General features: G+C 48.2%; 24 protein-coding genes. 2 read left to right on the top strand and 22 right to left on the bottom strand.

The features are described from left to right. Positions 1–7: 7 nt before the first annotated feature. The 16 genes from C9J01_RS23185 to C9J01_RS23115 all read right to left on the bottom strand — a co-directional run bounded on the left by C9J01_RS23185 (position 8) and on the right by C9J01_RS23115 (position 18,929). On the bottom strand, positions 8–1,480 hold the full coding sequence (locus C9J01_RS23185; RefSeq protein ID WP_107300505.1) for a C69 family dipeptidase: 1,473 nt from the start codon (positions 1,478–1,480) through the stop codon (positions 8–10). 171 nt (positions 1,481–1,651) lie between these two features. After that, positions 1,652–2,569, bottom strand: a complete 918-nt coding sequence (locus tag C9J01_RS23180) for a LysR substrate-binding domain-containing protein (protein ID WP_107300504.1) — start codon at positions 2,567–2,569, stop codon at positions 1,652–1,654. Between the two features lie 294 nt (positions 2,570–2,863). Continuing rightward, positions 2,864–3,079: a hypothetical protein gene (locus tag C9J01_RS29550; RefSeq protein WP_146157109.1), complete on the bottom strand. Its 216-nt coding sequence runs from the start codon at positions 3,077–3,079 to the stop codon at positions 2,864–2,866. A gap of 254 nt (positions 3,080–3,333) precedes the next feature. Then, on the bottom strand, positions 3,334–4,317 hold the full coding sequence (locus tag C9J01_RS23175) for an OmpG porin family protein (RefSeq protein WP_107300503.1): 984 nt from the start codon (positions 4,315–4,317) through the stop codon (positions 3,334–3,336). Positions 4,318–4,548: 231 nt separating this feature from the next. Next, entirely contained in the window at positions 4,549–5,682 is a 1,134-nt protein-coding gene (locus C9J01_RS23170) for an ABC transporter ATP-binding protein (protein WP_107300502.1), read from the bottom strand. 25 nt (positions 5,683–5,707) lie between these two features. Continuing rightward, a complete protein-coding gene (pgmB, locus tag C9J01_RS23165; RefSeq protein ID WP_107300501.1) occupies positions 5,708–6,343 on the bottom strand; it encodes a beta-phosphoglucomutase in 636 nt (211 codons plus the stop codon). Beyond that, a complete protein-coding gene (locus C9J01_RS23160) occupies positions 6,336–8,678 on the bottom strand; it encodes a glycoside hydrolase family 65 protein (RefSeq protein WP_107300500.1) in 2,343 nt (780 codons plus the stop codon). Before C9J01_RS23160 ends, pgmB begins: the two co-directional genes overlap by 8 nt. Positions 8,679–8,693: 15 nt before the next feature. Continuing rightward, entirely contained in the window at positions 8,694–10,106 is a 1,413-nt protein-coding gene (locus C9J01_RS23155; RefSeq protein WP_107300499.1) for a carbohydrate ABC transporter permease, read from the bottom strand. Continuing rightward, the gene (locus C9J01_RS23150; protein WP_107300498.1) at positions 10,099–11,193 is read right to left on the bottom strand and encodes a carbohydrate ABC transporter permease; all 1,095 of its coding nucleotides are present in this window, start codon (positions 11,191–11,193) and stop codon (positions 10,099–10,101) included. The genes C9J01_RS23155 and C9J01_RS23150 overlap by 8 nt, the downstream gene beginning before the upstream one ends. Positions 11,194–11,205: 12 nt before the next feature. Further along, positions 11,206–12,441 carry a type 2 periplasmic-binding domain-containing protein gene (locus C9J01_RS23145; RefSeq protein ID WP_107300497.1) on the bottom strand — a complete coding sequence of 412 codons (1,236 nt, stop codon included), beginning with the start codon at positions 12,439–12,441 and terminating at the stop codon, positions 11,206–11,208. Between the two features lie 188 nt (positions 12,442–12,629). Continuing rightward, positions 12,630–13,601 (bottom strand): LacI family DNA-binding transcriptional regulator, encoded by a 972-nt coding sequence (locus C9J01_RS23140; RefSeq protein WP_107300496.1) that lies wholly within the window; start codon positions 13,599–13,601, stop codon positions 12,630–12,632. Positions 13,602–13,886: 285 nt separating this feature from the next. Further along, positions 13,887–14,516, bottom strand: a complete 630-nt coding sequence (locus C9J01_RS23135) for a CatB-related O-acetyltransferase (protein WP_107300559.1) — start codon at positions 14,514–14,516, stop codon at positions 13,887–13,889. 479 nt (positions 14,517–14,995) lie between these two features. Then, positions 14,996–15,475, bottom strand: coding sequence for a type II secretion system protein (locus C9J01_RS30100; protein WP_107300495.1), 480 nt, complete (start codon positions 15,473–15,475; stop codon positions 14,996–14,998). Between the two features lie 154 nt (positions 15,476–15,629). Beyond that, positions 15,630–16,520, bottom strand: a complete 891-nt coding sequence (locus C9J01_RS23125; protein WP_107300494.1) for a carbohydrate ABC transporter permease — start codon at positions 16,518–16,520, stop codon at positions 15,630–15,632. Positions 16,521–16,522: 2 nt separating this feature from the next. Further along, positions 16,523–17,608 carry a carbohydrate ABC transporter permease gene (locus tag C9J01_RS23120; protein WP_201797861.1) on the bottom strand — a complete coding sequence of 362 codons (1,086 nt, stop codon included), beginning with the start codon at positions 17,606–17,608 and terminating at the stop codon, positions 16,523–16,525. Positions 17,609–17,633: 25 nt separating this feature from the next. Then, positions 17,634–18,929 carry a sugar ABC transporter substrate-binding protein gene (locus tag C9J01_RS23115; protein ID WP_237157048.1) on the bottom strand — a complete coding sequence of 432 codons (1,296 nt, stop codon included), beginning with the start codon at positions 18,927–18,929 and terminating at the stop codon, positions 17,634–17,636. A 171-nt stretch (positions 18,930–19,100) separates the two neighbouring features. Here C9J01_RS23115 and C9J01_RS23110 point away from each other — a divergent pair, with 171 nt between their 5' ends. Further along, positions 19,101–19,709, top strand: a complete 609-nt coding sequence (locus C9J01_RS23110; protein WP_107300492.1) for a thioredoxin domain-containing protein — start codon at positions 19,101–19,103, stop codon at positions 19,707–19,709. Between the two features lie 116 nt (positions 19,710–19,825). After that, the gene (locus C9J01_RS23105; RefSeq protein ID WP_107300491.1) at positions 19,826–20,080 is read left to right on the top strand and encodes a hypothetical protein; all 255 of its coding nucleotides are present in this window, start codon (positions 19,826–19,828) and stop codon (positions 20,078–20,080) included. A gap of 520 nt (positions 20,081–20,600) precedes the next feature. On the opposite strand, the gene C9J01_RS23100 is transcribed toward C9J01_RS23105, so the two are convergent. The 6 genes from C9J01_RS23100 to C9J01_RS23075 all read right to left on the bottom strand — a co-directional run. Continuing rightward, positions 20,601–21,158, bottom strand: a complete 558-nt coding sequence (locus C9J01_RS23100; RefSeq protein ID WP_107300557.1) for a YceB family lipoprotein — start codon at positions 21,156–21,158, stop codon at positions 20,601–20,603. Between the two features lie 220 nt (positions 21,159–21,378). Continuing rightward, positions 21,379–22,491, bottom strand: a complete 1,113-nt coding sequence (locus tag C9J01_RS23095; protein WP_107300490.1) for an NADH:flavin oxidoreductase — start codon at positions 22,489–22,491, stop codon at positions 21,379–21,381. A 178-nt stretch (positions 22,492–22,669) separates the two neighbouring features. Beyond that, positions 22,670–23,434 (bottom strand): hypothetical protein, encoded by a 765-nt coding sequence (locus tag C9J01_RS23090; protein WP_107300489.1) that lies wholly within the window; start codon positions 23,432–23,434, stop codon positions 22,670–22,672. A gap of 115 nt (positions 23,435–23,549) precedes the next feature. Continuing rightward, positions 23,550–23,762: a hypothetical protein gene (locus C9J01_RS23085; RefSeq protein WP_107300488.1), complete on the bottom strand. Its 213-nt coding sequence runs from the start codon at positions 23,760–23,762 to the stop codon at positions 23,550–23,552. A gap of 257 nt (positions 23,763–24,019) precedes the next feature. Beyond that, complete coding sequence (locus C9J01_RS23080) at positions 24,020–24,475, bottom strand: MarR family winged helix-turn-helix transcriptional regulator (protein ID WP_107300487.1); 456 nt, start codon at positions 24,473–24,475, stop codon at positions 24,020–24,022. 504 nt (positions 24,476–24,979) lie between these two features. Then, the coding region (locus C9J01_RS23075; protein ID WP_170114929.1) for a YadA C-terminal domain-containing protein at positions 24,980–25,987 on the bottom strand (1,008 nt) is incomplete at its 5' end.

The following is a 25,987-nucleotide window of genomic DNA, read 5'->3' as shown; positions in this document are numbered from 1 at the left end:
TGATTAGTTAAAGACTCATGATCTTCTTGAACTCTTCTTCGCTATATTTTTTCTCGGTGCTCTTGGTCAGGTCCGTCATCATCTTGTAGCGGATCTCCGTTGCCATGCTCAAGGTGCGCTGCAACTGGCCGTAAGAGAAATCCGATGCCATTTCGACTGCGGTCGCCTTATCCTGGTTGTACATATCTTTGAGCAGCATATCCATATTGCTCACTTGCTTGTAAAGCTTGCTCTCTTCCTTGTCCCAGGTCGCTTTTAGCATTGGCAGGTACTTGTCCGGATTGGCAGTTGCCAGTGCCGTCAGGCTTCGGAACTGCCAGTAAGCCGAGTCATCACTGTAGGTATCGGTACCAACCGTGTAAGGTGTTGGGTACTCTTGCAAGCTAGTGTATAGCGGCACCAACACAGATTCAGACAATACACCATAGCTCTGCCAGATGATGCCCTGGAACTCTTCAGGCATATCAGGGCGAAGCTGAATAATATGCGACTCAAGTTGGCGTTCTACCCGGATAGGTCGCTCTCCTTTGTCAGCCAACTTGGTGCCTTCATAGGTTGAACCCAAAACGCTAGCCACATCGCCGACCGAAATCTTATCATCAGGCTTCATGAACAACGGATATTGCTGCTCGCGGGTATCCTGCACCTGCGAAGGCGTCAGCATCGACTGCCCTAACCATTCGCGGTCCACGTTGTAGACATCGCCAATCACCCCGAAGGCCTTGGCAAAGTTGAATGAGTTGGCGTCTGGCTTTTCCAGCAACTTGTGCTGCTTGACGAAGTCCAGCAGCCCTTTTGAGTGCATCACATCCGGCGCATCCAAATCGACTCCATGGATACGCAAGCCATTAGCAATCATCGCATAGCTATCATCTGGCACTTTAACGGCAATCCAGTGGTGCCCAGAACCGATTTCAAACAACCAAGCTTCATTGACATCGGCAATATACAAGCTGTTACCTTCTCCGGCGCCGTACTCTTCAATATACTGACCTAGCAGTTCAACCCCTTCCTTGGCTGTTTTCACCTGCGGCAAAATAAGGGTTGGGATCACCGCTTCGATGATGCCGGGTTTTACCAATGGGTCAGCCTTGGCTGCTTTGTCATTGACCTCGGCACTGGTGGTGGCTGAAACAGCCACATTGTACTGGTTGATACCGCGCTCTTCGTAATACTTGCCGTCTTTGTCGACCGTCAGGGCGTCCCAGTCAGGAATGGCCGAATAGGCATAGAACTGGGTCGGCATTGGCACAACCAGCCCATTGCCTAAGGTCCAATCGCCCGCTTCGTTGATCTGTTCAGGGCGGTAAGCGAGGTGCTTGTTCCAGTTATTTATGCCAAAGTCCTCGTTACGGGCAATCATAATACTGCCGTCAACCGACGCGCCTTTACCGACAATCAATCCCGTACAAGCATTGGCACTCATGCTAAGTGCAGACATTACGGCAGCACTTAGAAGCGTAATAGACATTTTTGTCATCGTATCTCTCCTATGGTGATAACACCTATTGAAACAATGAAATATTATTCATTTATTCTTTTTATTTTGATTAAATCAGCATAAAGGTCGACTCATTAATCAAAAGTCAGTGTAAACACAATCAAAGAGAATATTTGCTGATAAGATCACGAATAAGGATTTACGAGATAATTAATGCTCGGAAATTTGATCTTGGCTATTGACCATCATTTCGGTCAACCACTGGGTAAAAACACATACCTTGCGGGTATGGCGCTTATAATGGGGCACAATCGTGTAATAACCATAATGGCTGTTCAGAAAAGAGTTGAGTGGGTTAAATAATGTTTGTTCAGCAATTAAATCATCGACCATAAAGTCAGGTAGCAATGCCAAGCCCAACTGGTTTCTTACCGCCTCTAACGACAGATAGAAATGCTCAAACCCAACACCATAGAAAGCCATTGGGAAGTCAATGCCGTGATGGGTTTTGAACTGCTCCCACAACTGTGGCCGGGTAACCTGAGGCAGGTAAAGATGATCAGCTAAATCATCAAGGTGTCGGATTGGCCTTTGCTGTAACAACTTGGCGGATGCCACCAGCCGAAGGTTTTCACGACACAAAAGAGTGGCATTTTCGTAATGGTTAGCAAGGGGGAGACAGCGAATGATGATGTCGTTGTCAGTGCTAATGTCATTGACCATCCCATCCCCGGTCTTCAGTTGGACTTGAAGATGAGGGAAAGCTTTAGCAAAACTATTTATCTTCGGAATTAGCCAAAGGCTAGCGAAGGATGGGGTCACATTGACCGTCAGTACTTCATCAACCTGTTCCAACTGACGCAGACTGGCTGTGGCGTTTTGCAAGGCTTCGAGCGATTCCGCTATCTGGGGTAAATACCGCAACCCAACACTGGATAACCGGATACCATTAAGGTGGCGTTCAAACAAAGGCTGACCAAGTTGCTGTTCTAATTGAGCAATTTGCTTACTGACGGCCCCTTGGGTAAGGGATAGTTCTCTGGCGGCTTTGGAAAAGCTCAAATGATTGGCTACAGCAACAAAAGTCCGAAGTGCTCTTATCGAGGGGAGTTCTTTCATGTCTAACACTGCCGTTACCCTATTCCTTAGGTTGAGTCTTTAATTTATGGTTTAAATAGGCAATAGGCAATAGGCAATAGGCAATAGGCAATAGGCAATAGGCAATAGGCAATAGGCAATAGGCAATAGGCAATAGGCAATAGGCAATAGGCAATAGGCAATAGGCAATAATGCTATGAAGAAGTGTCTTACATTACAATTGAAATAATAGTCAAACAGACTTTTTATATAAAATAAAAAGCCTGCTTAATTTAATATCGCTTGCATTATAAGTGCATTTTTAAAAGGAAAATTTAAACCTAATTAATTTGGTTTTACTAGACTGCCGCCTTTGGCATAACACATGTTTTGTTGAAGCATGATAGCTTTGCCATCGATATAGCAAACTTGATAAGACTCTGAATGCCTACCGGAGAGGCTGCCATTATTTGAAGATGAGCTTGAAGGAGAGCTTGTTGATGAAGCCAAAACCCCAAATGCTGGTACCACTAAAACTAACGCCAATAATAGTTTTTTCATCCTATACCTCACATCCGTATATAGCGGCATTATTGCCTACACAATGAGTGTAGCGAATAAAAAGATGTGTGATATACGTAAATCCATGCATATTCGCGTAAAGTTCAGCTTGCCGTAAGGTTCAATTTACGTCCAATACACATGGCTTATTATTGTTTTCTTAATAAATTTAATAGTAACTTATTATATTTATTGATTTTGTTATTCCAGGCCGCGAAAACGGCCTGGATACATCGATAGTAAACGAAGGAAAATTAGAAGCTGTAGTTAATACCGGCAATAAATAGCGGGATGTAACCATCGAACTCTGAATTACTGTTATCTTCGAACTTGATGTCTTTATAGCTCACTTCACCAAAGACACGCCAGCTGCTGTTTAGTGCATAGTTAGCTGAAATACCTAGCTTCCAGTAGTCTTCCGACCACTCATGGGCACCTGTCTGGTCATTTTCTTTTTCGAATTTACCGAACTCACCCCAGAGTGAGGCACTCAAGTCGCCCCAGCTGTACCAAATACCCGGCTTGATGATGGTCTCTGTTTCAACAAAGTTATCACCTGATTTTGGTTTAAGTGTACCTTCCTGGTAACGGAAATTCAGCCATGCACCCATGTTGTCGGCAATTTTATAGCCGAAACCCGGTTCGATTTCCCAGTATGGGAACTCACTGCTACCACGGTTATATTCCACGTGGTACATCGCATAACCATGAATATCTAGGCGATCAGTAATGTTGTAGTTACCGAACACTTTAACTTCTGGCGTAGTACGCTTATCGATGGATTCACCGGCTAGTTTAACCCCCCAGCCAACGCTACCCCATGCTTGACCGTAACTGCGGTTTGCCCAGATTTCCTGGATTGAGTTAACACCACGGTCATAATCAGCGTGTTTCAAGTTACCGTTGAACAGCTCTTCGCGTGCAGAGTAGAAACCAAAGTCCCAGCCAGGAAGGTCGTCATGACGGAAGCTACCCTGTGCCAAGGTATATTTCAGTTTACCTTCGTTTACACCGTCATCACGGATCACTCGTTCTACTTCAATGTTGGTGCCTAACGTACCATGGAGGCGACCCTCTTCTTTCGCCGGTGCGTTAGTCGCCGTCAGCAGCTCTGCTTTAGAAGCCTCGTTCTCCAAACGGACTAGCGTTGATTGGTTTTCTGCTTCCTGTTCAGTTTCCGCTAAGGCTTGTCCAGAGAAAATGAGTGCCAAGCTCATTGCCACGACTGTTTTATTCATAATATTTCCCTATTATAATTTTGCGTACAGTAGATGTTTTGCCCGCGCCAACGGGCAGAGTATTGTTGTCCTGCAAACAGACTCGCATGCTGTCAGGACAATTTTTTCAACCTGCGCCAACAGGTTGAGGAATACTTAAACGTCAATGAGTTAACTCAGACGTTGGATATTAAGCCCGCCGCCAAGCGGGCTTTTTATTTTGACTTTCAGACGCTCTTCGTCAGAACCTAATTAGCTGGCCTGACGAACTTGTGGTGGTAAGGTAATTAAATCGTCTAGCGTAAAGCTACGGGCAAATGCCTTGCCCTTGCTGTCAAACAAATGGCATTTTTCCGCTGGAATATGAATATTCAGGTGCTGGCCCACTTCTACATGCACGGTGCCCGGTACACGTACCAGAACCTCCTGCCCACCGCGCAGCAGTGTGGTGTAAAGCAAAGACTCGGTGCCAAGGCGTTCCATACCCTCAACGCGAACACCAACCCCGCTCTCAGCCAGGTGAATATCTTCCGGACGAATACCCAATGTCATCAAAGCGCCTTGTGTTGCCGCCTCGGCATTCACTTCGGCCTCAAAGGTGTAATCGCCGACTTCAACAGTGGCGCGATCCTCTGTGGCATGCTTGAGTGTTGCCGGGATCAGGTTCATCTTCGGTGAACCGATGAAGCCTGCGACAAACAGGGTTTTCGGGAAGTAGTAAAGATCCAGTGGTGAACCCACCTGCTCAACCAAACCGTCTTTCAGTACCACGATTTTGTCAGCCAACGTCATGGCTTCCACCTGATCGTGGGTTACGTAAATCACGGTCGATTTAAGTTTCTTGTGGTAATCCGCCAGTTGCAGACGCATACGAACACGCAGCGCCGCATCCAAGTTAGACAGTGGCTCATCAAGCAAGAACACCTTCGGGTCACGGACAATGGCACGGCCAATCGCCACACGCTGGCGCTGGCCACCGGAAAGCTGGCTCGGACGCTGGGTAAGCAGCTTGGTCAGCTCCAGCATCTCAGCCACATTCTTCACAGCCTGCTCGATTTCCTCTTTTGGCTTCTTCGCCAATTTAAGGCCGAAGGCAATGTTCTCGAACACTGTCATGTGCGGATATAGCGCGTAAGACTGGAACACCATGCCGATACCGCGATCTGTCGGTGATAGGGTGTTGACCACGTCACCGTCGATCAGCATATCGCCTGATGATATTTCCTCAAGGCCTGCCACCATTCGCAGCATGGTCGATTTACCACAGCCTGATGGGCCGACGAAAACCGTAAATTCGCCATCTTCGATTACCAGGTTGGCATCCTTGATGATGTGGGCACCATCAGGATAGATTTTGTTGATGTTCTTAAGTTCTAAACGCGCCATTTTTTTACCTCTGAATCCCTACTCGTTACGCCAAAATCTGCGATACCACTAGCTTGCTGGTGTCTGAACAGACCCAGTCCGCATGGCCAACACGCTCTTTCGGCCCGATGCCAACAACCTTCATGCCCGCTTCTTTCGCAGCATCAACACCGGCTTCAGCATCTTCCACTACGATACACTCATCGGCGTTAACACCCACCTGGCCCGCTGCGTGGATGAATACATCCGGTGCAGGCTTTGAGCGGTTCACCGACCAGCCATCACCAATTGCATCGAACAATGGTGTCAGGCCTAAGCGGTGCAGGATTGGGCGGGCATTCTTGCTCGCCGATGCCAGCGCAACCTTGATACCGCGCGCATTAAGCTCAAGCAGGAACTGCTCGATACCCGGCAGGACATCCTCTGCGGTAATAGTGCTAAGCAGCTCAACGTAGTAGTTGTTCTTACGTTCCATCAGGTCAGCGATTTTTTCCTCGCTGATCTCACGGCCATTAAGGATAATTTCCAGTGATGCACGGCGAGAAACGCCGCGCAGCTGTTCATTGATTTCACGGTCGAAGTAGTAACCTTCTTCGTCGGCCATACGCTGCCAGGCTTGGTAGTGAAGCTCAGCGGTATCGGTGATCACACCGTCCAGGTCGAAAATAAATGCCTTACACATTGAAAGTTACCTCAGTTGACTCGATAACACGTGGCTCACCGGCCACTTCGATTTCCAGTGCCTGACCTGTGAATTCAGGACGGGCGATTTGTACTGTTTCCTGGTCGACAGTGACTTCCAGACGCTCACCTTTCCAGTAGATTGGGAAGTTCAGGCTATCCCACTGCTTAGGCAGGTTAGGGTTGATGCGAAGCTTGCCGCCCAGCATACGAACACCACCGAAGCCGTACACCACACACTGCCACATACCGCCGATAGACGCCGCGTGGATACCGTGATCAGAACTCTTCATGTTCTGGCCGATATCGATGCCAGCAGCTTGCTGGTATAGGTCGTAAGAAAGCTCTGCGTTACCTACATCCGATGCCAATACCGAGTGGGTAGATAGGCTCAATGATGAGTCATGCAGTGTCTTCGGCTCGTAGTAGTTCCAGTTCGCCAGCTTGGTTTCCAGGTCGAACTTGTCTTCCTGCTGCAGGAACAGCACCATGATGTCGGCCTGCTTGGAAACCTGCATCTCGTTAACCTGCTCAAGGTTGTAGTCCTGGAACAGACCACCAACGAATGGCTGCTCTTTGTACTTGGTCAGGTCAATGATTTCTTTCTGTAGGTAAGTGTCATCCTGCGGGATTACCTTATCTTCAGGGCGCGGTTGTGGCAGGTAAACGTTATCTACGCGCTCAAGCCACATCTTGCGTGCTTCTACTAGGTTCAGCTTGTCAGACAGTTTCGCCAGTAGCTCAGGGTTAGACTGCTCAAGATCTTCGTAGTAGCGGATCGCCAGCTTGATGTTTTCCACCGCCATGTAGTTGGTGAAGGCGTTGTTATCAATGTGCTCTTTGTACTCATCAGGACCGATGACGTTACAAATACCCCACATGTTGCGGTCTTCCAACCACTCCAGACGGCTCGTCCAGAAAGTCGCGGTATCGAACATGATCTCGTAGCCCATGTCATCCATGAACTTCTGGTCACCAGTGATCTGGTAGTACTGCCATAGGGCGTAAGTGATGTCACAAGTGATGTGCTGTTCGATAAAGCCAGACCAGATCTTGGTTGATTTACCTGTGATGATGTCGACAGCACCCCATACAGGCGTTACTTCTTCACCAGTTAGTGCTGATTCCCATGGGAACTGAGCACCAATATAGCCGTTGTCTTTCGCTTTCTTACGCGCACCATCTAGGGTCTTGAAACGGTACTCAAGCAGGCTGCGAGCAACTTCTGGCATGGTGTAGATGAAGAACGGCAGCATGAATACTTCTGTATCCCAGAACGAGTGGCCTTTGTAGCCTTCGCCAGACAGACCTTTCGCGCCGATACCGAAGCGAGAGTCGTGCATTGGGGTAAAGATGTTTAGCTGGTACTGGGCAAAACGGATTGCCAACTGGTCAAAGTCAGAACCACCGATAGTGATGTTCATGCCTGCCCAGCGCTTGTCCCACTCAGCCGCACTTTCTTCAAGTAGCTCATCGAAGCTGCGGTCAGCGTTGGTCTTAAGGTTAGTCAGCGCGTGGTCACGCAGTGACTGTAGCTCGTAGCCTTCAACATCGAACTGCTTGTCGCGAGATGTGTGTACCACACCCACTTTTTCGGTACCGAACGTTTCACCCGCTTCCAGGTCGTAGTTGATGTTTACCCATACTTTACGGCGGTCCATAGCTAGCGATGGGTCGATTTCAGTCTCTTGACCGTTTACGAAGTAGCGGTGTGACGTCAGGAAGACGAAATCTACCTTGCTTTCAGTGGTGTGCTGCAGAAGCTCGATGAAACGCTTGTCGTAAATACGTTTTTCGCCTTCGTGGAAGTGCTGGGCACCAGAGTTAGAAAGCTGGGCATCAACACCCGAGCGGATTTCAATTTTCGCATCGCTGTCCAGGGCTTTAACCTGCACATCAAATGCCATCAGGTGAAGGTTGGCCTGCGAGAAGAAGCGACGGAAGCGCATCTCGAAGCTCTTGCCTTCGGTATTTTTCCATGTGAACTCACGAGTCAGCTCACCGTTTTTAACGTTCAAACGACGTGAGTAGTTGCTCACTTTGCCCGCTTCAAGGTGGAAGCGGCGACCGTCGATGAAGATTTCAATCGCACTCATGTCAGCTGCGTTTGGCAGTTCAGTCACTTCTTCTTCATCGAACTTGTTGTACGTACCGGCAACGAACAGGTTGCGGGTCTGGCCAACGTATTTTTCTTCCGTTGCACTACGCGCACCCATGTAGCCGTTACCTTGGCTCATAACAACTTCACATTTGCCTTGGAATGCTGAGTCAAACGCGGTTTCCTCAACGATCCAGTTTTTCAGTTCGCCTTGACCAGCGTTGTAGTTCATAAACATCGTAAAATTTCCTAATTAACCTTTAACAGCGGAAGAAATATCGTTACCAACGAAGTAACGTTGGAAAATAATGAAAACAATCAGTACAGGGATCGTGGACAGGAAGGCCCCGGCCAGGATCAGGTTCCAGTCGCCTGCAACACCGTAAGCGTTACGTAGGCTCAATAGACCAACAGGAAGCGTGTAGGCATCTGTCGGGCTGTTGATAACCACCAGCGGCCAGAAGAAATCATTCCATGCGCCCTGGAAGCCCAGGATGGTGACCGACATGATGGCCGGCTTCGCCAATGGCATGAAAATGCGGAACAAAATAGTGGCTGGGTTGGCACCGTCGACAATCGCGGCCTCTTCCAACTCCTTGGGTACACTCTCGAAGAACTGCTTCATAATCAGTACCTGCCCCGAGGCGACAATGGCGGTTATCACAGCCCATGGGGTGTTGAGCAAGCCAATGTCACGGTAGATCAGGTAGTTCGAAATGAAGGTCACCTGACCCGGTACCATCATGCTCAGCAGCATGAACGCAAACACAAAGCGCGCACCGGTAAACTTCAATCGCGCCAGGGCGTAACCGGCTGTACATGCAAAGAACAGGGTCAGCAGTACCTTGCCGAAGGCGATGAAGAATGAGTTCATGGTCCAGCTCATAAACAGGCTCTTGCCGGTTTCAAGGCTGACTGACTCGGTGTAAACCCTTACGTAGCTTTTGAACACATAACCAATCACACCCGGTGCGAGGTTGTCCCATGCGGCCACGCGGCCACGACGCTCCATACGATTCGGTGACAGGGTGCTATCCACCAGTACCTGGCCACGAGGGGCGGTGATGTTAAGTGGCAGGGTATCGACTACCGGACCATCACCTTCGTAGCGGACAGTGAATTCCCATGTCGCGCTGTTGCCCTGGCGGGTGATTTCACGCTTGCCGCGCTGCTCGACAAAAGTCACGTCGCTGGCTTCGCCAATCAGCTTAGGCTCAGAGACTACGGCGTAATCTGCCGCAAACTCAGTGGTAATAGCCGCAGCCATACCGGTACCCGGACGGCGGCGAGGTACATCAATCACCGGGATAGCGAGTTCGTCACCTGCTTCGACCGCATAAGTCACTTGGAAAGTAATATCCGCACCCGGAGCAAAACCACCGAACCAAGGTGCATTGTTGCCGTCATTACCCAACTGGTAAGCCGCTGACCAGTTGGCAGGCTGTACTTGGGCAAAGTTGAATTTAAACGGCTGCTCCAACGGGTCATCTTTGAGGCTAGCCATGAAAGCGACCACAAACGTACCCAGCATCACGGTCGCAATCATCATCAGCGAACCGTAAACCCAGGCCACCTTGGCCCAGCGGCGGCGGGCGTGGAACTTACTGATTTGCTCCATGCTAACCGCAGGTTTTTCAGCCGGTTGTGCCAGTGCCAAATCAGACATCTGCTTTCTCCTTCACACCGAAAATTTTCTGAATGTAAACCACGACCAGGGTAATGAACGCCAGTACCAGTGATGCAGCACTTGCCATACCGATTTGCGGTGTACCGCCCGGTGGGAAAGCATTGTGGTAAACGTAGTAAGCCAGGGTAATGCGAGACTCCAGCGGTGCAGCAGCTCCTAGCAGCGCAACCTGGTCAAACATCTGCAGCGTACCGATGATGCCGAAGGTGATAACGACAAAGGTCACCGGAGCTAGCTGTGGAATCGTAATGTGCCAGTGCTGTTGCCACTTCTTCGCACCGTCGATGCGGGTTGCTTCGTACAATTCCTCAGGGATCCCCTGCAAGCCAGCTAAAAACAGCAGCATGAAAGTCGGGATCGTGGTGTAGATGTTCTGGATAACAATCGCCCATAGTGTCAGCGGCATCGGGCCCACATCTTCACGGGTGTTGAGCCAGTTCACTTCCACCACATGGCTAGAAGCTTCAACCAAACCGGTCATAGAGCCAACCAGGGTGATCACAGCAGCAATCATGCAAGACAGGATGGCCCATGCAGGGTCAAACCAGCTTGCCGGCAAGCCACGGATGCGGTCACGCCATACCAGCACCAGCTGACAAATAACGGCAGTGATTACAAAACACGTCAGGTACGGGGAGTTGGCGGCAACCGAAGTCAAAAAGCCATTGAGGTAACCGTTCTTTTGGTAGAACCAAATGAAAATCAGGGTAACGGCAGCACTCGACAAAATACTCGGCAGGTAAAAGGCAGTACGGAAGAAAGACTTACCGCGAATTTTGGAATTGACCAAAATCGCCAAACCCAATGCCAATACCGTCTGGATAACCGTCACTATCACCGAGAAAGCCACGGTGTTACCCAGTGCCAACAAGAACAAATCATCCTTGAACAGGGCAACAAAGTTGTTCAGGCCAACCCAGACCGCCTCAGAAAACAGATCGTATTCCGTAAAACTGAAGTAAACGGTACGAACCAAGGCATATAAGAAGAAAACAACCAGGGTCAGAACGAATGGCCCAGCTAGGAGCCACCCGTAAACCTGTTCGCGTAAGCGAAGGGAATTCATTGCAAACCTCGCTTACTTGCCAGTCATGGCGTCGTATTTCGCCTGAGCCATCTTGATCGCTTCATCAGCGGTCATTTGCTCAAGCAATACGGCATTCAGGGCTTCGTTCACTGGTTGCATCCAGTTCGAGCCATGCTGACCGAAGGCAAATGGCATCACGTTACCGCTTGAAGCACCATCGAAAATGGTTTTCGCTAGCTGGTTTTCCTGATCAGGCTGGGCAAAGTATTCTGCCTCTGACAGGTCTGCACGGCTTGGCAGGGCAAGGCCCGAATCCAGCACCCAGTTCTGCGCTTTTTGGCTCGTCAGAATATCGACAGCTTTGCGGGTCGCTTCAACATTGGCACCGTCACCATTGATACCCCATGCCACCGTAAACAGCAGGTTGCCACGCTCGCCAGTCTTACTGTCAATTGGCATCATCGTTGAGCCGTACTGCATGTTCGGCGCTTTATCGCGCAAGTAGCCGCTAATCCAGTTACCTTCGATGGCAACAGCCGTCTCTTCGGTACCCAGACAACCGCCACCCCAGCTTTGGCCGATATCAGAGGCCAGGATGCCTACGCCCTCGGATTTAAGCGAAGTGTAGAACTCAAATGCACGACGGAAATCATCATCCAAAATGGTTTGGCCATTTTCGTTAAATGGCTTCCAGCCGGTTGATAGCGCAAATGGTGCGAAACGTGCGTAGTCAGGCATCACACAGATACCAGAGACTTCATCACCCAGCTCTGTTTTGATAGCTTTTAGCTTAGTCAGCAGATCAGCCCAGGAGTCTTTGTTAGTTGGGTAGTCAACACCGGCATCATCGAAGATATCTTTGTTGAATTGCAGCGCTAAGGTATTGAAATCTTTAGCAACACCATACTGCTTATCTTCTAGGGTGAACGCTAGGTTCAGGTTAGGAAGGATTTGCTCTGAGACCTTATCCAGGCTCTTGTCGTTTGCGGCAACCTTGCCAGAGTTCACCAATGCCTGAGCCATCAAGACATCAATGTAAAACGCATCCGGCGCCGTACCCGCAGACAAACCATTGATGATGTACTGCCCGAAGTCACTTTCAACCGGCATGTATTTGATAGCAATACCCGCCGCCTTGAAGTCCTCAACCAGGACATCATTCACCAGTTTGTTCATGGCAACGACATCATTGCCGCCCCAACCCGCAATCGTCACTTCAGTTGCAGCCATTGTGTGGGAAGCCATGCCCGCTAACAGCAGAGATAACGCCAATGCTTTTTTCTTCATTGTTGTCCTCACCTTTTCGTCCAATCCGTAAAATCTGAGGTGAGTTTACGATCTTAACGTAAACGCTTACGTTAACGCGATCACAAAAACGTAATAGGCAGGAGGAATTTGCTGTAGAGATAAAAAAAGCGCGACTTTCGTCACGCTTTTACGTTGATTTATTTGGGGAAGGTATAGATTTGACTAAATCAGCTGGTTTCGCCGACTTTTAACGTGACAGGGATCACGGCACCACGGGGCATTTCACCGGCAATCGCCGATTCAAGCAATTCGGAAACCTTATCGGCAATATCGTGCGGGTCCTGAACAATGGTCGTCAGGTCTTTCGAAACACCAGGCAACCCATCGTAACCGACGACAGAGAAGTCTTGCGGGACTTGATAGCCCCTATCCCTCAATGCCGCAATCAAACCAATCGCCGTCTCGTCACATTCACAAACGAAACCATCTAGGGATTCCAGCTGTTTTTCGTCCATATTGAGGAAGTAACGGTAAGCGGCAATCTCCCCCAGTGGCTGGCTAGTTGTGCGGATTTCCCTCACCGGCAGGCCCTTGCTCGCCATTGCCGACATATAACCCTGGTAGCGGAATTGGTAACCGCCACCGTAAACCGTCGGGGTAACAAAAGCGATTTGCTTGCGTCCTCGCTCCAATAAATGCTCGGTTGCTTGACGGGCACCATTGAAATCATCAGGGGCAACCCAGAACACGCCATCACTGCAACCTATTGAAACAAAAGGAACCCCAGTCTCTTTCAGGTACTTGGCACGGGCGTCATTATCTTCGACCCCGAGCAAAATAGCCCCTGTGATCTGGCTGATATCGGTATCTTGCTCAACCGGTAATAGGTTCTGGCCCTTCTTACGGATAGCTGAAGATAATGCAGGCCAAAGCATACCTAGGTATCGCGAGGCCACGAAGTCATGCGGGCCCATAGAAATAGCAATGGTATTGCTATGCCCAGCGGTCAATTCCCTCGCCGAGGTATTCGGGATGTAGTTAAGCTCAGCGCAGATATCTAAAATGCGTTTACGTGTTTTTTCGCTAATTCCCGGCTTGTTGTTCAAAGCCCGGCTAACCGATGCAATCGAAACGCCAGCTCTTTCTGCCGCTTCTTTGATGGTCGCTTTTGGAATTTCGACTGGTTCCATGACGTTCATTTTCTTCCCCATAACAAATCACTTAACTATTTTCGTAAAGTTTACGTAAATACTCAAGGTCAATTTTCTCAAACTGCTGGACACTTTACGCCTCGAAATCACACAAAACAACATTAACAACTTAACTTTTTACCAACTTTTAGGTACTTACATCACGCTTTCGCCTTTACGTAAATAAAAGAAACCCCAAAATTAAATTTGGTTTATTAAGTTACTGATGAAAATAACGACGCAACAGAAGTAAATAGCAGCCTATAGAAGCCCCTAAAGGCTGCTATCCGCTGATCAGCTTGGGTAATTGCGGTGAGCAAGTTCCAATGCATCAATATCGTCGCTGCATATCACTGCTCTAAGGGCCTCGAACTTGCTCTCGGGCCAATCGTAGATTTTCAGGGCTAGCAAGCGTTCGATCGTCTTTTGAGAAAAACGTTTACGAATAGTTTTCGCCGGACTGCCGCCAACAATGGAATACGGCTCGACATCTTTGGTGATCACGCTATTGGCAGCGACAACCGCCCCTTCGCCAATGGTAACCCCCGGCATGATCATCGCACGCATACCAATCCAGCAGCCATCACCAAGACAGGTATCGCCCTTGGCTTGGTAGGCTTCGTCTATCTTGTCCATAAATGGGTAGAGCGAAAACCAATCGGCGCGGTGGGTATGGTTGCCCCCCATCAGAATGACCGCTTCGGCACCGATGCAGACGTAATCGCCTATATGTAGCTTGTCGATTTCCCAACGCGGCTCGCGGTGACAGGTCTGCTCATCACCATGGAGGTAGCGCACCACTGAACGCTCGAAACCATTGTCGTAGGCATCACTGTAATAGCTATGGGTGCCCTTGATGGAAATATTCTTGTTGTTGACGGTTTCATGGAGCATTTCCATTTTCGTCCAGTGCTTGTTATTCATCATCGTTTCGTTCTCATAAAAAGAAAAACTGAAAGCCGACGGAAGAGCGGAGTAAGCCACAGCAAACTACTTGCATTATCTTTTTATCGGCAAGCTAGAGTGCGCATAGTGTTGGGCATGGTCTCGCATCATTCTTCGGCAGTAAATAAGTGAGTATTATTTACTGCCTGCACTAAGCGATTTGGGGCTGCTTGAGGTAAGCAATTTTGGTAACGAAGACGCATGAATGCTTGCTAGTCAGCTTAGTCATATTGTGCACCTCCGTAATAATGGGTTTGGGTATTGGTCTGGGGGCAATCATAATGATGTGCCCATCAAGGTCAAGCTTGGCCTAGGAAGATATTTTGAAAACTCACTTTCCTAAAATGGTTGCTAGTAAAGAGCTCTTACCGGTTTTCTGCGCCATTTCGCCTTTACGTTCTGTTAAGGGATCAAAAAAGGCCACTGGGTGGCCTCTAAACTCAATACAACAAGCGAGATCAACACTCAGAATCTTCTAAAAAGAAATTCAACTCCCCTGTCTCATTAGTATTTCGAACTGATAAATAGCATTGAACATCAGTTGCTTTGGTTCGCTTTGGTGGATTATAAATTAGAACTCCGAAAACCTTATCTTCCCCACCAGAGGTATCAACTTCATCTTCGATGATCATATCGGTATTCATCGCTTGCTCTAGATAAGACTTTTTCATTTTCAGATTACCGTAAACCAAAGCAACAGGTTCATCTCCACCTAAATCAAGCTCTCCGGTGGGATTCGACTCCAGCCCCTGAATCGCAGCCTTGCCGTACACAATGCCATTGGCACCTTCCACAGCCCCTTTTGCCCCTTGCAACGTCGCGATACGCGCATCAGACTGCAGGTTCAGGAAACGCGGTGCAGCCGTTACCGATAATATCCCCAAGATTACGATAACCACCACAAGTTCGATTAGCGTAAACCCTTTACTTCCTTTCATTTCAGACCTTTATCATATGCGTCAAAATTCCTTCAGCGCATATTACCAGCCGTCAAAAAACCGTCTAATCGAATATTTATATGGTTTTATGTGAAACATTCAGCCTGCAACTATGTCCAACGTTACTCCCCGCCTTTCACCATATTAGAAGGTATCAGCCTTTGATCCCCGCGCCTGCCATCGACTGGACAAACCGGCGTTGGAACAACAAAAACACCACTAATACCGGAAGCGTGATCAAGGTAGCGTATGCCATAACCTCGCCCCATGAGGTATCAACGCCAAAGAACTGCTGCATACCCACCATCACCGGCCTGACATCTTCACTCTGTACCACCATGACCGGCCACAGGTACTGGTTCCAGTTGGTCAGGAACTGCAATATCGCCACCGTCGCAAATACCGGCTTCGACATCGGCACGATGATCCACCAATAAATCTGCAATGGGCTCGCGCCATCGACGGCTGCAGCTTCATCGAAATCCTTCGGGATATCTTTGAAGAACTGGTAGAACAGGAAGATGGAAAACGCGTTGGCGACACCGGGCAAAATCTGTACGTGGTAGCTATTGAGCCACGACTGGGCAAGGATCAGTTGCCCATCATGCCACTCTATCCATGGCAATTTAGCCACCAGCATCAATAGCGGGATCACGATGGCTTCGAAAGGGACAATCAGCAAAGCGATGATGCCGGCCAATATCCACGCCTGCCCCTTCCAGCGCAGCCTCGCCAAGGCAAACGCCGCCATAGAGTTAATCAATAACCCCAGCAGCACACTGACGCCGGTAATGAACATCGAGTTGTAGAAGAAGCGTACAATATTACTTTTCTCAAACACCGCATGATAGTTATCCAAGGACAATTCGCCGCTTGGCAATATCGCCCGCAGCGAATAGAGATCTTTGAAAATCTGCGCATCCGGCTTGAACGATGACACCAGCATAAACAGCAGAGGAAAAGCGAAGATATAAGCGAGGAAAAGCATCAGCGCGTACATCATGAGTCGCTGGTACCGGTTATTGAAATGCAAACGTAAAGCCATAATTACTTCTGCCTCCGGCTCATAAAACGCTTCTGCAATAGGGCAATAACGAAGATAACAACAAAGTACACCACACTAATGGTCGCCCCGTAGGCGATATCCATCTGCCGGTACCCCTGGGTAATCGCGTGATACATTACGGTTGAAGTTGAATCCTGCGGACCGCCCTGAGTCATGACATCGACCTGGGTAAACAAACCAAATGCCGCAATGGTGGTTGAAATAACAATAAACACCAAAGTGTTCTTGAGACCCGGCAAGGTAATATATCGAAAGCGCTGCCAGCGGTTGGCACCATCAATACTGGCCGCTTCATAAAGCTCTTTGGGGATCGATTGCAACCCGGCAAGGAAAATCAGCATCTGTACACCGGCCCCTTGCCATGCCGACATCATGACTATAGAGGGCATTGCCCAGGCTTTATCGCCCAGCCAGTCCACAGGGCCCAAAAGCCCTAACGAAAACCAGTGCAAATAGACATTTATTGCGCCCAAGTCCTTATGGTAGAGGAAGGTCCAGACAATCGATACCACCACCATAGAGGTTACGACCGGAGCAAAAAATACCGTCCGGAAAAAAAGTGTCCCTTTGAGCCCTTGGTTCACCAGCAGCGCCAGCCCTAGGGCCACACACCCTTGCAGCGGTACCACCAGCAAAACAAAACTTAGGGTATTCCATAACGAGCGCCAAAAAACGGGGTCGCGTGCCAGCAAAACAAATTCTTTGTCATCCCAGACTTTAATACTGGCAAGTTCGTAGTAGTAACGCAGTTTGGGATAATCGGCTCTCAGCACCGTCCGTAGCCGGGGGTATATTGGCTCATCATCCTCATCCAAAATCAGCTCACCAGCCTTATCTTCCAAGGGTGAAAGGACAACGTAATTGATCCCCAGCAGTCGCTCATAGTTTTGCATGCCAACAAACTCGGTCGGATACGGAGACAGCAGGCGCTGGTTAGTAAAGGTCATGGCAATTGCCATGATAAAAGGCAGAATGACAAAGAAAGTCAGGCCAAAAAACGCCGGTCCCCCCATCATCCAGCCCCAAGCTCGCTGTCTTTTTTCTAATGTCATTCCTTTGAGCAACATGTCTTACTAATCTTCTAATCCGTCATTATTCCTGAGGCAGTGAAAAGCCAAAGCCACGGTTGTTGTAAATACTGCGTTCAATATTATCGACCGCCATATCCAACTCTTCCTGCGGCTCGCCGCCATCTAAGGTATCGCGCATTGCTTTGGCAAAAGAAGCTGAAATTATGGCATACGCGGGTGTCGCCGGCCTGTTTACAGTATATCGCTTTGTAAACTCGTAAAATACTCGCCACTGGCCTTCTATGTTGTAGTTCGCAGTCAGCTCGGCAGCAGAGGATTTTGTCGGTATGAAGCCCGTAGTCTTGGAAAAAAGGGCAATTTCTTCCGGTTGCATCACGAAATCAATGAAGGCTGCAGCCCCGTCGGGTACCTTACAACTGGTGGTTATCGCCCATTGCCAAGAGCCACCGCCAATCACCGGTCCTTGCCCCATATCCGGCACTGGTAAAATAGCCAGATCCTCACCAAACGCCTGCTGATAATCCCTGACTGACCAGCTGCCGGTATAGTGAATCGCCGTACGGCCATTAATAAATCCTTGGCTATCTGCCGGGCGGCGATCAATCATGCCAAATTCAACCAGCTGGGAGAGCCAATCAGCAAACTCAACCGCTTCAGGTGAGTTCAAGATGCCCTCTGCTTCAACATAGGTTGCGCGGTCAATCAGATCAGCTCCAAAGCTCTGCATTAATGGCGCCCAACCATAACTTGGCCACTCATCCCCCCATGCGGCATTGATATCCAGCGGGTATGAAAACTCCCCTGACGCTTTCAGCTTCTGTAAAGCGGAATCAAACTCTTCTTTTGTCCAAGGCGAAGACAAGCTAGGCACCCGGATTTGAAAACGCTCCAAGATGGAATAGCGGGTAAAAAGCGTCAATGCAACATCAAAGGGGCCAACGGAATACAGCTGATTTTGATACATCCCGCGACCGCCAACACTGAGACCTTGATAAGTAGATGGAGCCAACAAAGGGAATAAAGGCTGCAGAAAACCAGACCAAGCAAAGTTGGGAACGGTCGGTTGATCGACCCCCAAAATACAGGGCAGCTGACGGGCCAGGGCTGCTGCGGTAATTGACTCGGTGTATGACGCCTGCGGCAGTGACTCAACCACCACTTTCCATTGCTGCTGGGACTGGTTAAAACGAGCTACCTGATCTGCGCTGGCACGCATCTCGCTAGTCCCCGTCTGATGGCGCCAAAGCGTGATTTCTTTTGGTTGTCCTGATGCAAAAGCATCAGCTAACAACCCCGGCACTGCACAAATGGCAATAATGCTTTTGCCAGCGAACGATAACCCCATCTTCAGCCACACATCCTCATCTATCCCTAATCTCTGATCTTAAGGAAATTCGCGCCAGATTAACACTATCCAGGGCCAAACTATTCACCTTAACAAAGAGCAAAAAAACACCACAAAATATTTAGGTTTTACATCAAACCTAAATATGTATAATCACCACCACGAAATAGGAGGGGTACAACCGTGAAAACAAACAGCCTGATAACCATGGTGTTCTGGATGCTTCTTGCTGCCCAGGTCAATGCCGCAACCAAACCGATAGAGGGGATCCACTACGAAACGGTAGATACCACGGGTGATATTAAACTGGCACCCGTCACCGAGATTTTTGCACTCGGCTGCCATGCCTGTCATTCGCTGGAGCAGATCTTTGCCCGGTTAGCCAAACGCATCGAACAACCGATAGACAAAGTCCATGTTGTCTACAACCGTCCGACTGAAATGCAAGCTTCCCTATACTATACGGGACGATTAATGGTTACGCCGGACAAGCTCGACGCCTTCACAGCAGATTTATTTGATGCGATGCAAAGTGGCGGTAGTGCTGAAGTCAGGCTCAATGAAGCCATGAAGACAATCAAGCGTTACAGCAAGGGCGATGATGCAAAAACGGCAAAACGAAACGTCAAGGCAATCAAGGCAGAGGTAGACAGGGCCAAGCACATCAGCACGGCCTATGAAGTCAATGCTGTCCCTTCACTGGTCATCAACAGCAAGTATGTCGTTCTGTTCCAAGCACATAAGAGTGAAGAGGATATCGCCTCCACTGTAATAGCACTATTAGATAAATAGGTACCTGAAAGCAGGTTCAACAACAAACCAAAAGGTTATCGTTAACGACGATAATTGGCATGGATGCCCTCAAATAGACAAATTTGTATCAATAAATAAAACTAAGGGGTAACACCATGCTGGGACTCATGATTGGTATCATAATACTGACGAACACTGCGGTGCTAAGTGCCGTCTTTTTCCTTTCCAAACGCTACCGAAAAGTCCGTAGGCAGTATGAGGCTGTCCACTACAAGCTCATCCAACTCAACCAAGAACTTGATATTGCCCGGTTTACCATCCGCAAACTGGTCGACAGAGAAATAGAACACGATGAAGTATCCAGCAATGTACGATGCCAACCTACAGATTATGGCAAGAAGGCTGTTTGACAGGTAATTGCGACAAACCTGTTTGCCTCAGTCAGTAACGACAGCATCACATGGCACTTACTGGCCCATAATACCAAGCTAATTCCACACATCCTTTCATGAAAAGAATAAACACCTAGTAGCACAACAATAACCAGCATAATAAAAATTGATCGAACTCAACTTAATCCATCAATTTGTCTTATAATATATCCAAAGGAAATTTGAAATTTTAAAAAAAACAAGGAAAAACACGCATGGTATTTTCACAACGATTTGTTAAGCCTTTTCTAGCTATTTCGGTAATATTGCTAGGCTCAGCTATTGCGACACACATAAAGTCGCGCAATAGCGTACAGCTTGATTTGTCAGCCACTCAAAAATGCCTAGCTGAAAGCCCAAACAACGATTGCGATAATAGTCATAGCGTGCGAGACACAAACGGATATGTTTTAGTGAAGTGATTAAAGTTGGAATCAAAAAAAAAGGATTAGCTTTGTCGCTAATCCTTTTCTCTTCATGCCTCAGCACAAAGTTGAGCTTAATCAAACAGTTCGATAACCAGCTTGTTGTTTTTGATAACCAGGTTCGGCTCGGCCGATTTGATCAAGGCTTCCTGTACCTTTGAGCTATCCAACTTATAAACCGGCTGTTTGGATAAAGCATAGCCGATCATCGACACCGCAGGCTTCAATAACTTCTTAACCTCAGGGGTTAGCTGCTGGCTACTCTCGTCAAAGCGCTCAAGCCGCAGCGATTTCAAATAAACTTCACCCGTGTCTTTGTCATATTCAGGTACAGCACTGAACTCTACGTCTAGATCTAATCCCACATTCTTCATACTAAGCATCTGCACTTGGGCATTGGTACTGGCAAATACTGACACCCTGTCGGCATCGGCCCGGCCAATTTTGACTTCCAAATCATCTACCGCCACTTCGGCATACATGACATTTTCCACCCCGACCGATTGGTCCAGGCTAACCGAGTCTTGCAGGTAATTGGTCATGTCCTGCTCTGAAATGCTGTAACTGGCGCAGCCCCCAAGCAATGCGGCAGCCAATGCCACCGAAAGTAATTTGGCTTTTGTTTTTATCATCATTCACTACTCTTTACTGTCTACCCTTCAATTGTTAGCACAACAATTAAAAAGTGTTTCACGCCTACGTTTACCGGCGCTTTTTATTAAAGTCATCAATACACCATTCCTGCACGTATAGGGTCATGGCAAGGTCAGTATTCCACGGCAGCAAGCAAGATCAAAAAAGCCAGCAACATTTTGCTGGCTTTACGTTCAACAAGATTCAAACCCGCTCAAATTACATTTGCGCAAGCTGGGTTTTTCTTTCCTTGTTCACTACGCAGAAATTTCCGCGTTTGGTGCGGCACTTCGAGCAGCGCTCACACTCAACTGGCGTTCTATCCCCTTCCTTCCATCGCTTGATCAAATGTGGTTCGGACAGCAATGGGCGTGATAGTGCGAAGTATTGAATACCTGTGCTATCAGCAATTTTCTCTATCGCAGCAATATCCGTCAGGCCACCAACGGTAATAACAGGCACGTTAACTTCCTGGCTGATAACATGGCCATATTCGTGAAAGTAACCTTCTTCTTGGATGGTATAGCCATCGAATGACTGGCCAACCATGGTGTTTGCCTTGCCGTGGATATTGCCCGAGATGATGATGGCATCCACCCCAACCTCAGCGAGTTTCTGGCAAACAATGCGGGTCTCGTCAAAGCTCACACCACCGTCAAAAAACTCAGTCGCCGTCAGCTTTACCAGAATAGGGAAATCGTCGCCGACCAACTTTCTGGTTTCGGCGTAGATCTCCATCAAAAAGCGCATGCGGTTTTCCAGACTGCCGCCGTACTCGTCTTCGCGACGGTTGTAGTAGGGACTGAGGAACTGGTTGATCAGGTAAGTGTGGGCAGCATGGATTTCAACCCCATCAAAACCTGACTTCTGTGCCCGCAAACTGGCCTCGGCAAATGCCTTGACGATGTAATCAATTTCTTCTTTGGTCATCGCCTTGCCCAAGGTTTGGGTGCCTTTTTCCGGCACTTCGCTTGGTGCGAAGATGACCCTTTCGCCAAGGTCAAAAGTGGTTTTGGTGCCACCATAGGCCAGTTGCATTACGATTTTGGAATCATTCCGGTGTACCAGTTCGGTCAGTTTCTGATACTCATCAATAAAGGAGTCATTGTAGATCCCCATCATCCCGGCATTGGGCTTCTCTTCTTCAACAATGTTTGCATAACCGGTCACGATCAGGCCGACTTCACCTTGGGCAAGCTCTTCATAGATAGCGTATAGCTTGTCTGTCATATGGCCATCTTCGGTTGCCATATTTTCCCACGTCGCACTGCGCATGAAGCGGTTTTTTAGCGTCATCTTGCCAATGCGGGTTTCAGTAAACAAAGTGCTCAAGTCCAATCCTCTACAAATATCGTTCGGTACAGCAAAAAGCGGGGGCCGATAATAACGGGGATCCTGACAGCAAAACTTAATCTAGATTAAGTTAATGCCACTGCTGGCCATATTTAAACGCCAAGCACAAAAAAGCCACCGTGTTCGGTGGCTATTCATAGTGACTATCCTGCAATTATCAAAAATAGTAAGAAATACCGACTTCAAATTTGTTGTCGTTATCACGGCCCATACCGCCATTGACACCTTTCAGATCCACACTGGTGAATACATGGTCGACATTCATCCAAAGCTTGCCGCTGTCTGTCACCGGCGCGCCGAAACCGGTCTTCATTTCAAACTTCGAACCGATATTGGTGTCCATCCACTGCGGCTGGAAGATGGCGTAGTTCCCACTTTCACTCAGCGCCAGAGAAGCAAACAGATTGGCCTGATAACCACTCACGCTTTTCTTTACCCCACCCGCTTTAATGTCACCCGTCACATAAGCCAGGTTGGGATAAATGGTTAATGCGTCCATCGGGGTATTCACTTTGGCAATACCGCCCAGTGCCACAATGTCACTCTCCACACCTTTGTGCTTCCAGCCTTTCATGTAGTCCACACTGGCACCGGCTTTGGGTGCCAGACTCGAACCGGTATCCAAAACCTGGAAGTAGCGCAGGCGGGAGTTTTGCCCATCGGTCCCCTTGAAGTTGTTCTGGAACTTCACACCATGCTCGATAAGGCCGAGGAAGGTGTTCCCCTCACTGTATTGCCCGGCAAGGCCGAGATTTACCTTGGTATTGCCTTTGTTATCTGCACTCATCCACACAAAGGTGTTGGTTTGGGTCAGATCGGCGGGGTTAGGGTCTTGCTCGGCAGCTTGAACCGGAGCCAGCATGGAAGCCATCCCCAAAGCGGTAATTGTCATCACTGCAGCAAATTTTGATTGTTTGAACATATCTTCTACATCCGTCACTCATGTTGTTGCGGAGATAATAGATTCAACATTAAACCTTATCAATAGAAAAGGCTTCATATCGAACCAAAATTCAGGATGTATACAGCCTTCTCCGCTAACCATTTGAATCATCATTGCGTTCCCCTACCAAAACCGCCTCCCCGGTCGCTTCATCAAGGTACGCGTCTATAGGCTGTCTATCACAAGGCATCTTCACTGTTTTCTGTATGCATTCCGGCTCATTAACGGACATCACGGAAAATGAATCCGTTGTCGTACAGGCAGCGGAAAACATGGCAATTAAGGCAGGCATTGATAAATGAGCCATAGGTACTCCTCAAAGTGTTAATTACTTAAATTCAATATTAAACATATTGACAGTAATCATATCAACAAATCAATTGTTCAATAAGGCCTAATGGGAGCTATTAGATAACACCAAACTCGAGAGCATTGGCTTTAGACTCATAACAAGAGCCGTATTCGGCAAAAAACAATATGTTGGAAAAGGCGGGCAACAAAAAGGGGCATGTCAATAGCAGTGAAAAGGGTGAAAAAAAGGCCGCCTAAGTGGCGACCTTCTTTTTAATATTCGAAGTACTCGGGATACTCGGTTTTGATGATTTTGGTCATCACTCGCTGGGTGGCTTCCAAATCGGCAGGATCAATGCCTTCGGTAGAACCAATCAATATATCCATCAGAATCGGCATCAACTCATCGTGAACTTCCTTGCCTTTGATCGTCAAGTGAATACGCTTGGCATTTTTGTTTGCTGGATCCGGCGCTGAAGCAATATAGCCATTTTTGGTCGCATGACGAATAAGGCTAGAGATAGTCCCTTTGCTGCGTGTCATACGCTTAGCCAAAGTGGTTGGCCTGATCCCATCTTCGTATGCCAACTCCATCAGCATAGTTAATTGTTCAACGTTGATTTCGTTATAACGCTCAGAGATTGCAAGTTGAATCTTATTGTTGAGAAGTCGTGTTGCAACCCACGCCAGGCCGCTTGCAGTCTCATGTGCCTTGATGTCTTTTGTCATGATTTAACCCTTAATCACTATACGCGATGGATCATATAGTTCGATTAAAAAAAAAGCCACTCTAAATAATAGAGTGGCCGAACAGTCAAAGACATACCTAGAAAAGTAGTATCAACACAATACATAACATGAACATTCGGTATATATTGCCCGATATACCAGCGGGTGAGTTGCAGCTGGCAGATTGCTCGACCAGGAGGCTGTTTATACGGGGCCCCGCCCGTTCAGCGTCGCATAGGGACAACACTTATCTAATGGAGTCTGGAATCTGCCACTATCCATTAATTAAGTGCCCTAGCCTTGAGCTTTAAGCCGGTGGCTAGGGACCGGCTACTTTTCTATAACCATCCACCAAGCCTAGCGAACTTGGTGTGATGCTTTTAACCAGGCATCAACTGGTAAGTGTGGAGACACTTAACAGTAACGAGTCACCCCATGACTAAGTTACTGGTAAATGGGCTGCCTCTTTTGCCTGTAGCAGCCTTAAACAGGATGTGGGAATGCTTAGAACACGTAGTGTGCGCCAACGCCGCCCGATACCTGGGTCTTCACGCCGCTACCGGTAGAAACGTTAGTAGTTGCAGAAACTGACCATGCAGAGTCTTTGAAATTGTGGGCAACACCTACCGCTACCGCTTGTGCTGAACCAGCGAAACCAGTACCAACACCAAAGGCAGTTTGACCACCCGCAACCATTGGACGGGCGTTAGTTACCGCATGGGTACCCGCCATAACGCCGTCCATTTTCTTGTCCATTTTGTTTAATTTGTCTTCGAACTTATCCTGACGGGCTGCCATATCTTTGAAGCTATCTTCTAGCTTGTTGATGCGGTTTTCGTTAGCAACTGATTTAGCGGCTACTGCAGAGCCATTGCTGTAAATGTCTTCTACAGTGCGATTTGCTACATCACGGATTTGCTCAATTTCATCAACGATTGGTGTAATAATCTCTTTGTCATCAATTATTGGGTTCGGATTAGGCACATCGCTGTTTGTATCATCAACGATAGTGAAATTGCCTCGCTCACCTGTATTTGTATCTACTGCTTGGTAACCACCTTTACCATCGTTAACCACAACACCAGCAAGCTTTCCACTCTTATCAAACACTTGAGCATTGCCTTTAGCGTCAATCTTTGCAGAGTAACCAGCTTCAGCAAGTTTCTTGATTTCAGATGCCTTAACGATATTGCGCTGACCCGGAGTCAGGTTTGAGCCCCCATTACCATTCTTGTCGTCCGGCTTAATCGGGGTTGGCTTCTTACCGTTATTCGGTGTATCCGGGTCAATAGGCTTAACTGTATCGTCTGCAATAACAAAGCCGCCGCGCTCACCTGTTTTGGCATCTACAAAGCTATAGCCGCCTTTGCCGTTCTTAGTCACAACACCTGCAACGTTACCGTCTTTATCCAATACTTGCGCATTGCCTTTGGCATCAACATCTACCTTGTAGCCCGCTTTCTCTAGCTTCATGATGTCAGACACTTTAACGATATTGCGCTGACCCGGAGT

This window comes from Photobacterium rosenbergii (genome assembly GCF_003026455.1).
Taxonomy (GTDB): domain Bacteria; phylum Pseudomonadota; class Gammaproteobacteria; order Enterobacterales; family Vibrionaceae; genus Photobacterium; species Photobacterium rosenbergii.
This window is presented reverse-complemented; position numbering and strand designations above follow the sequence as displayed.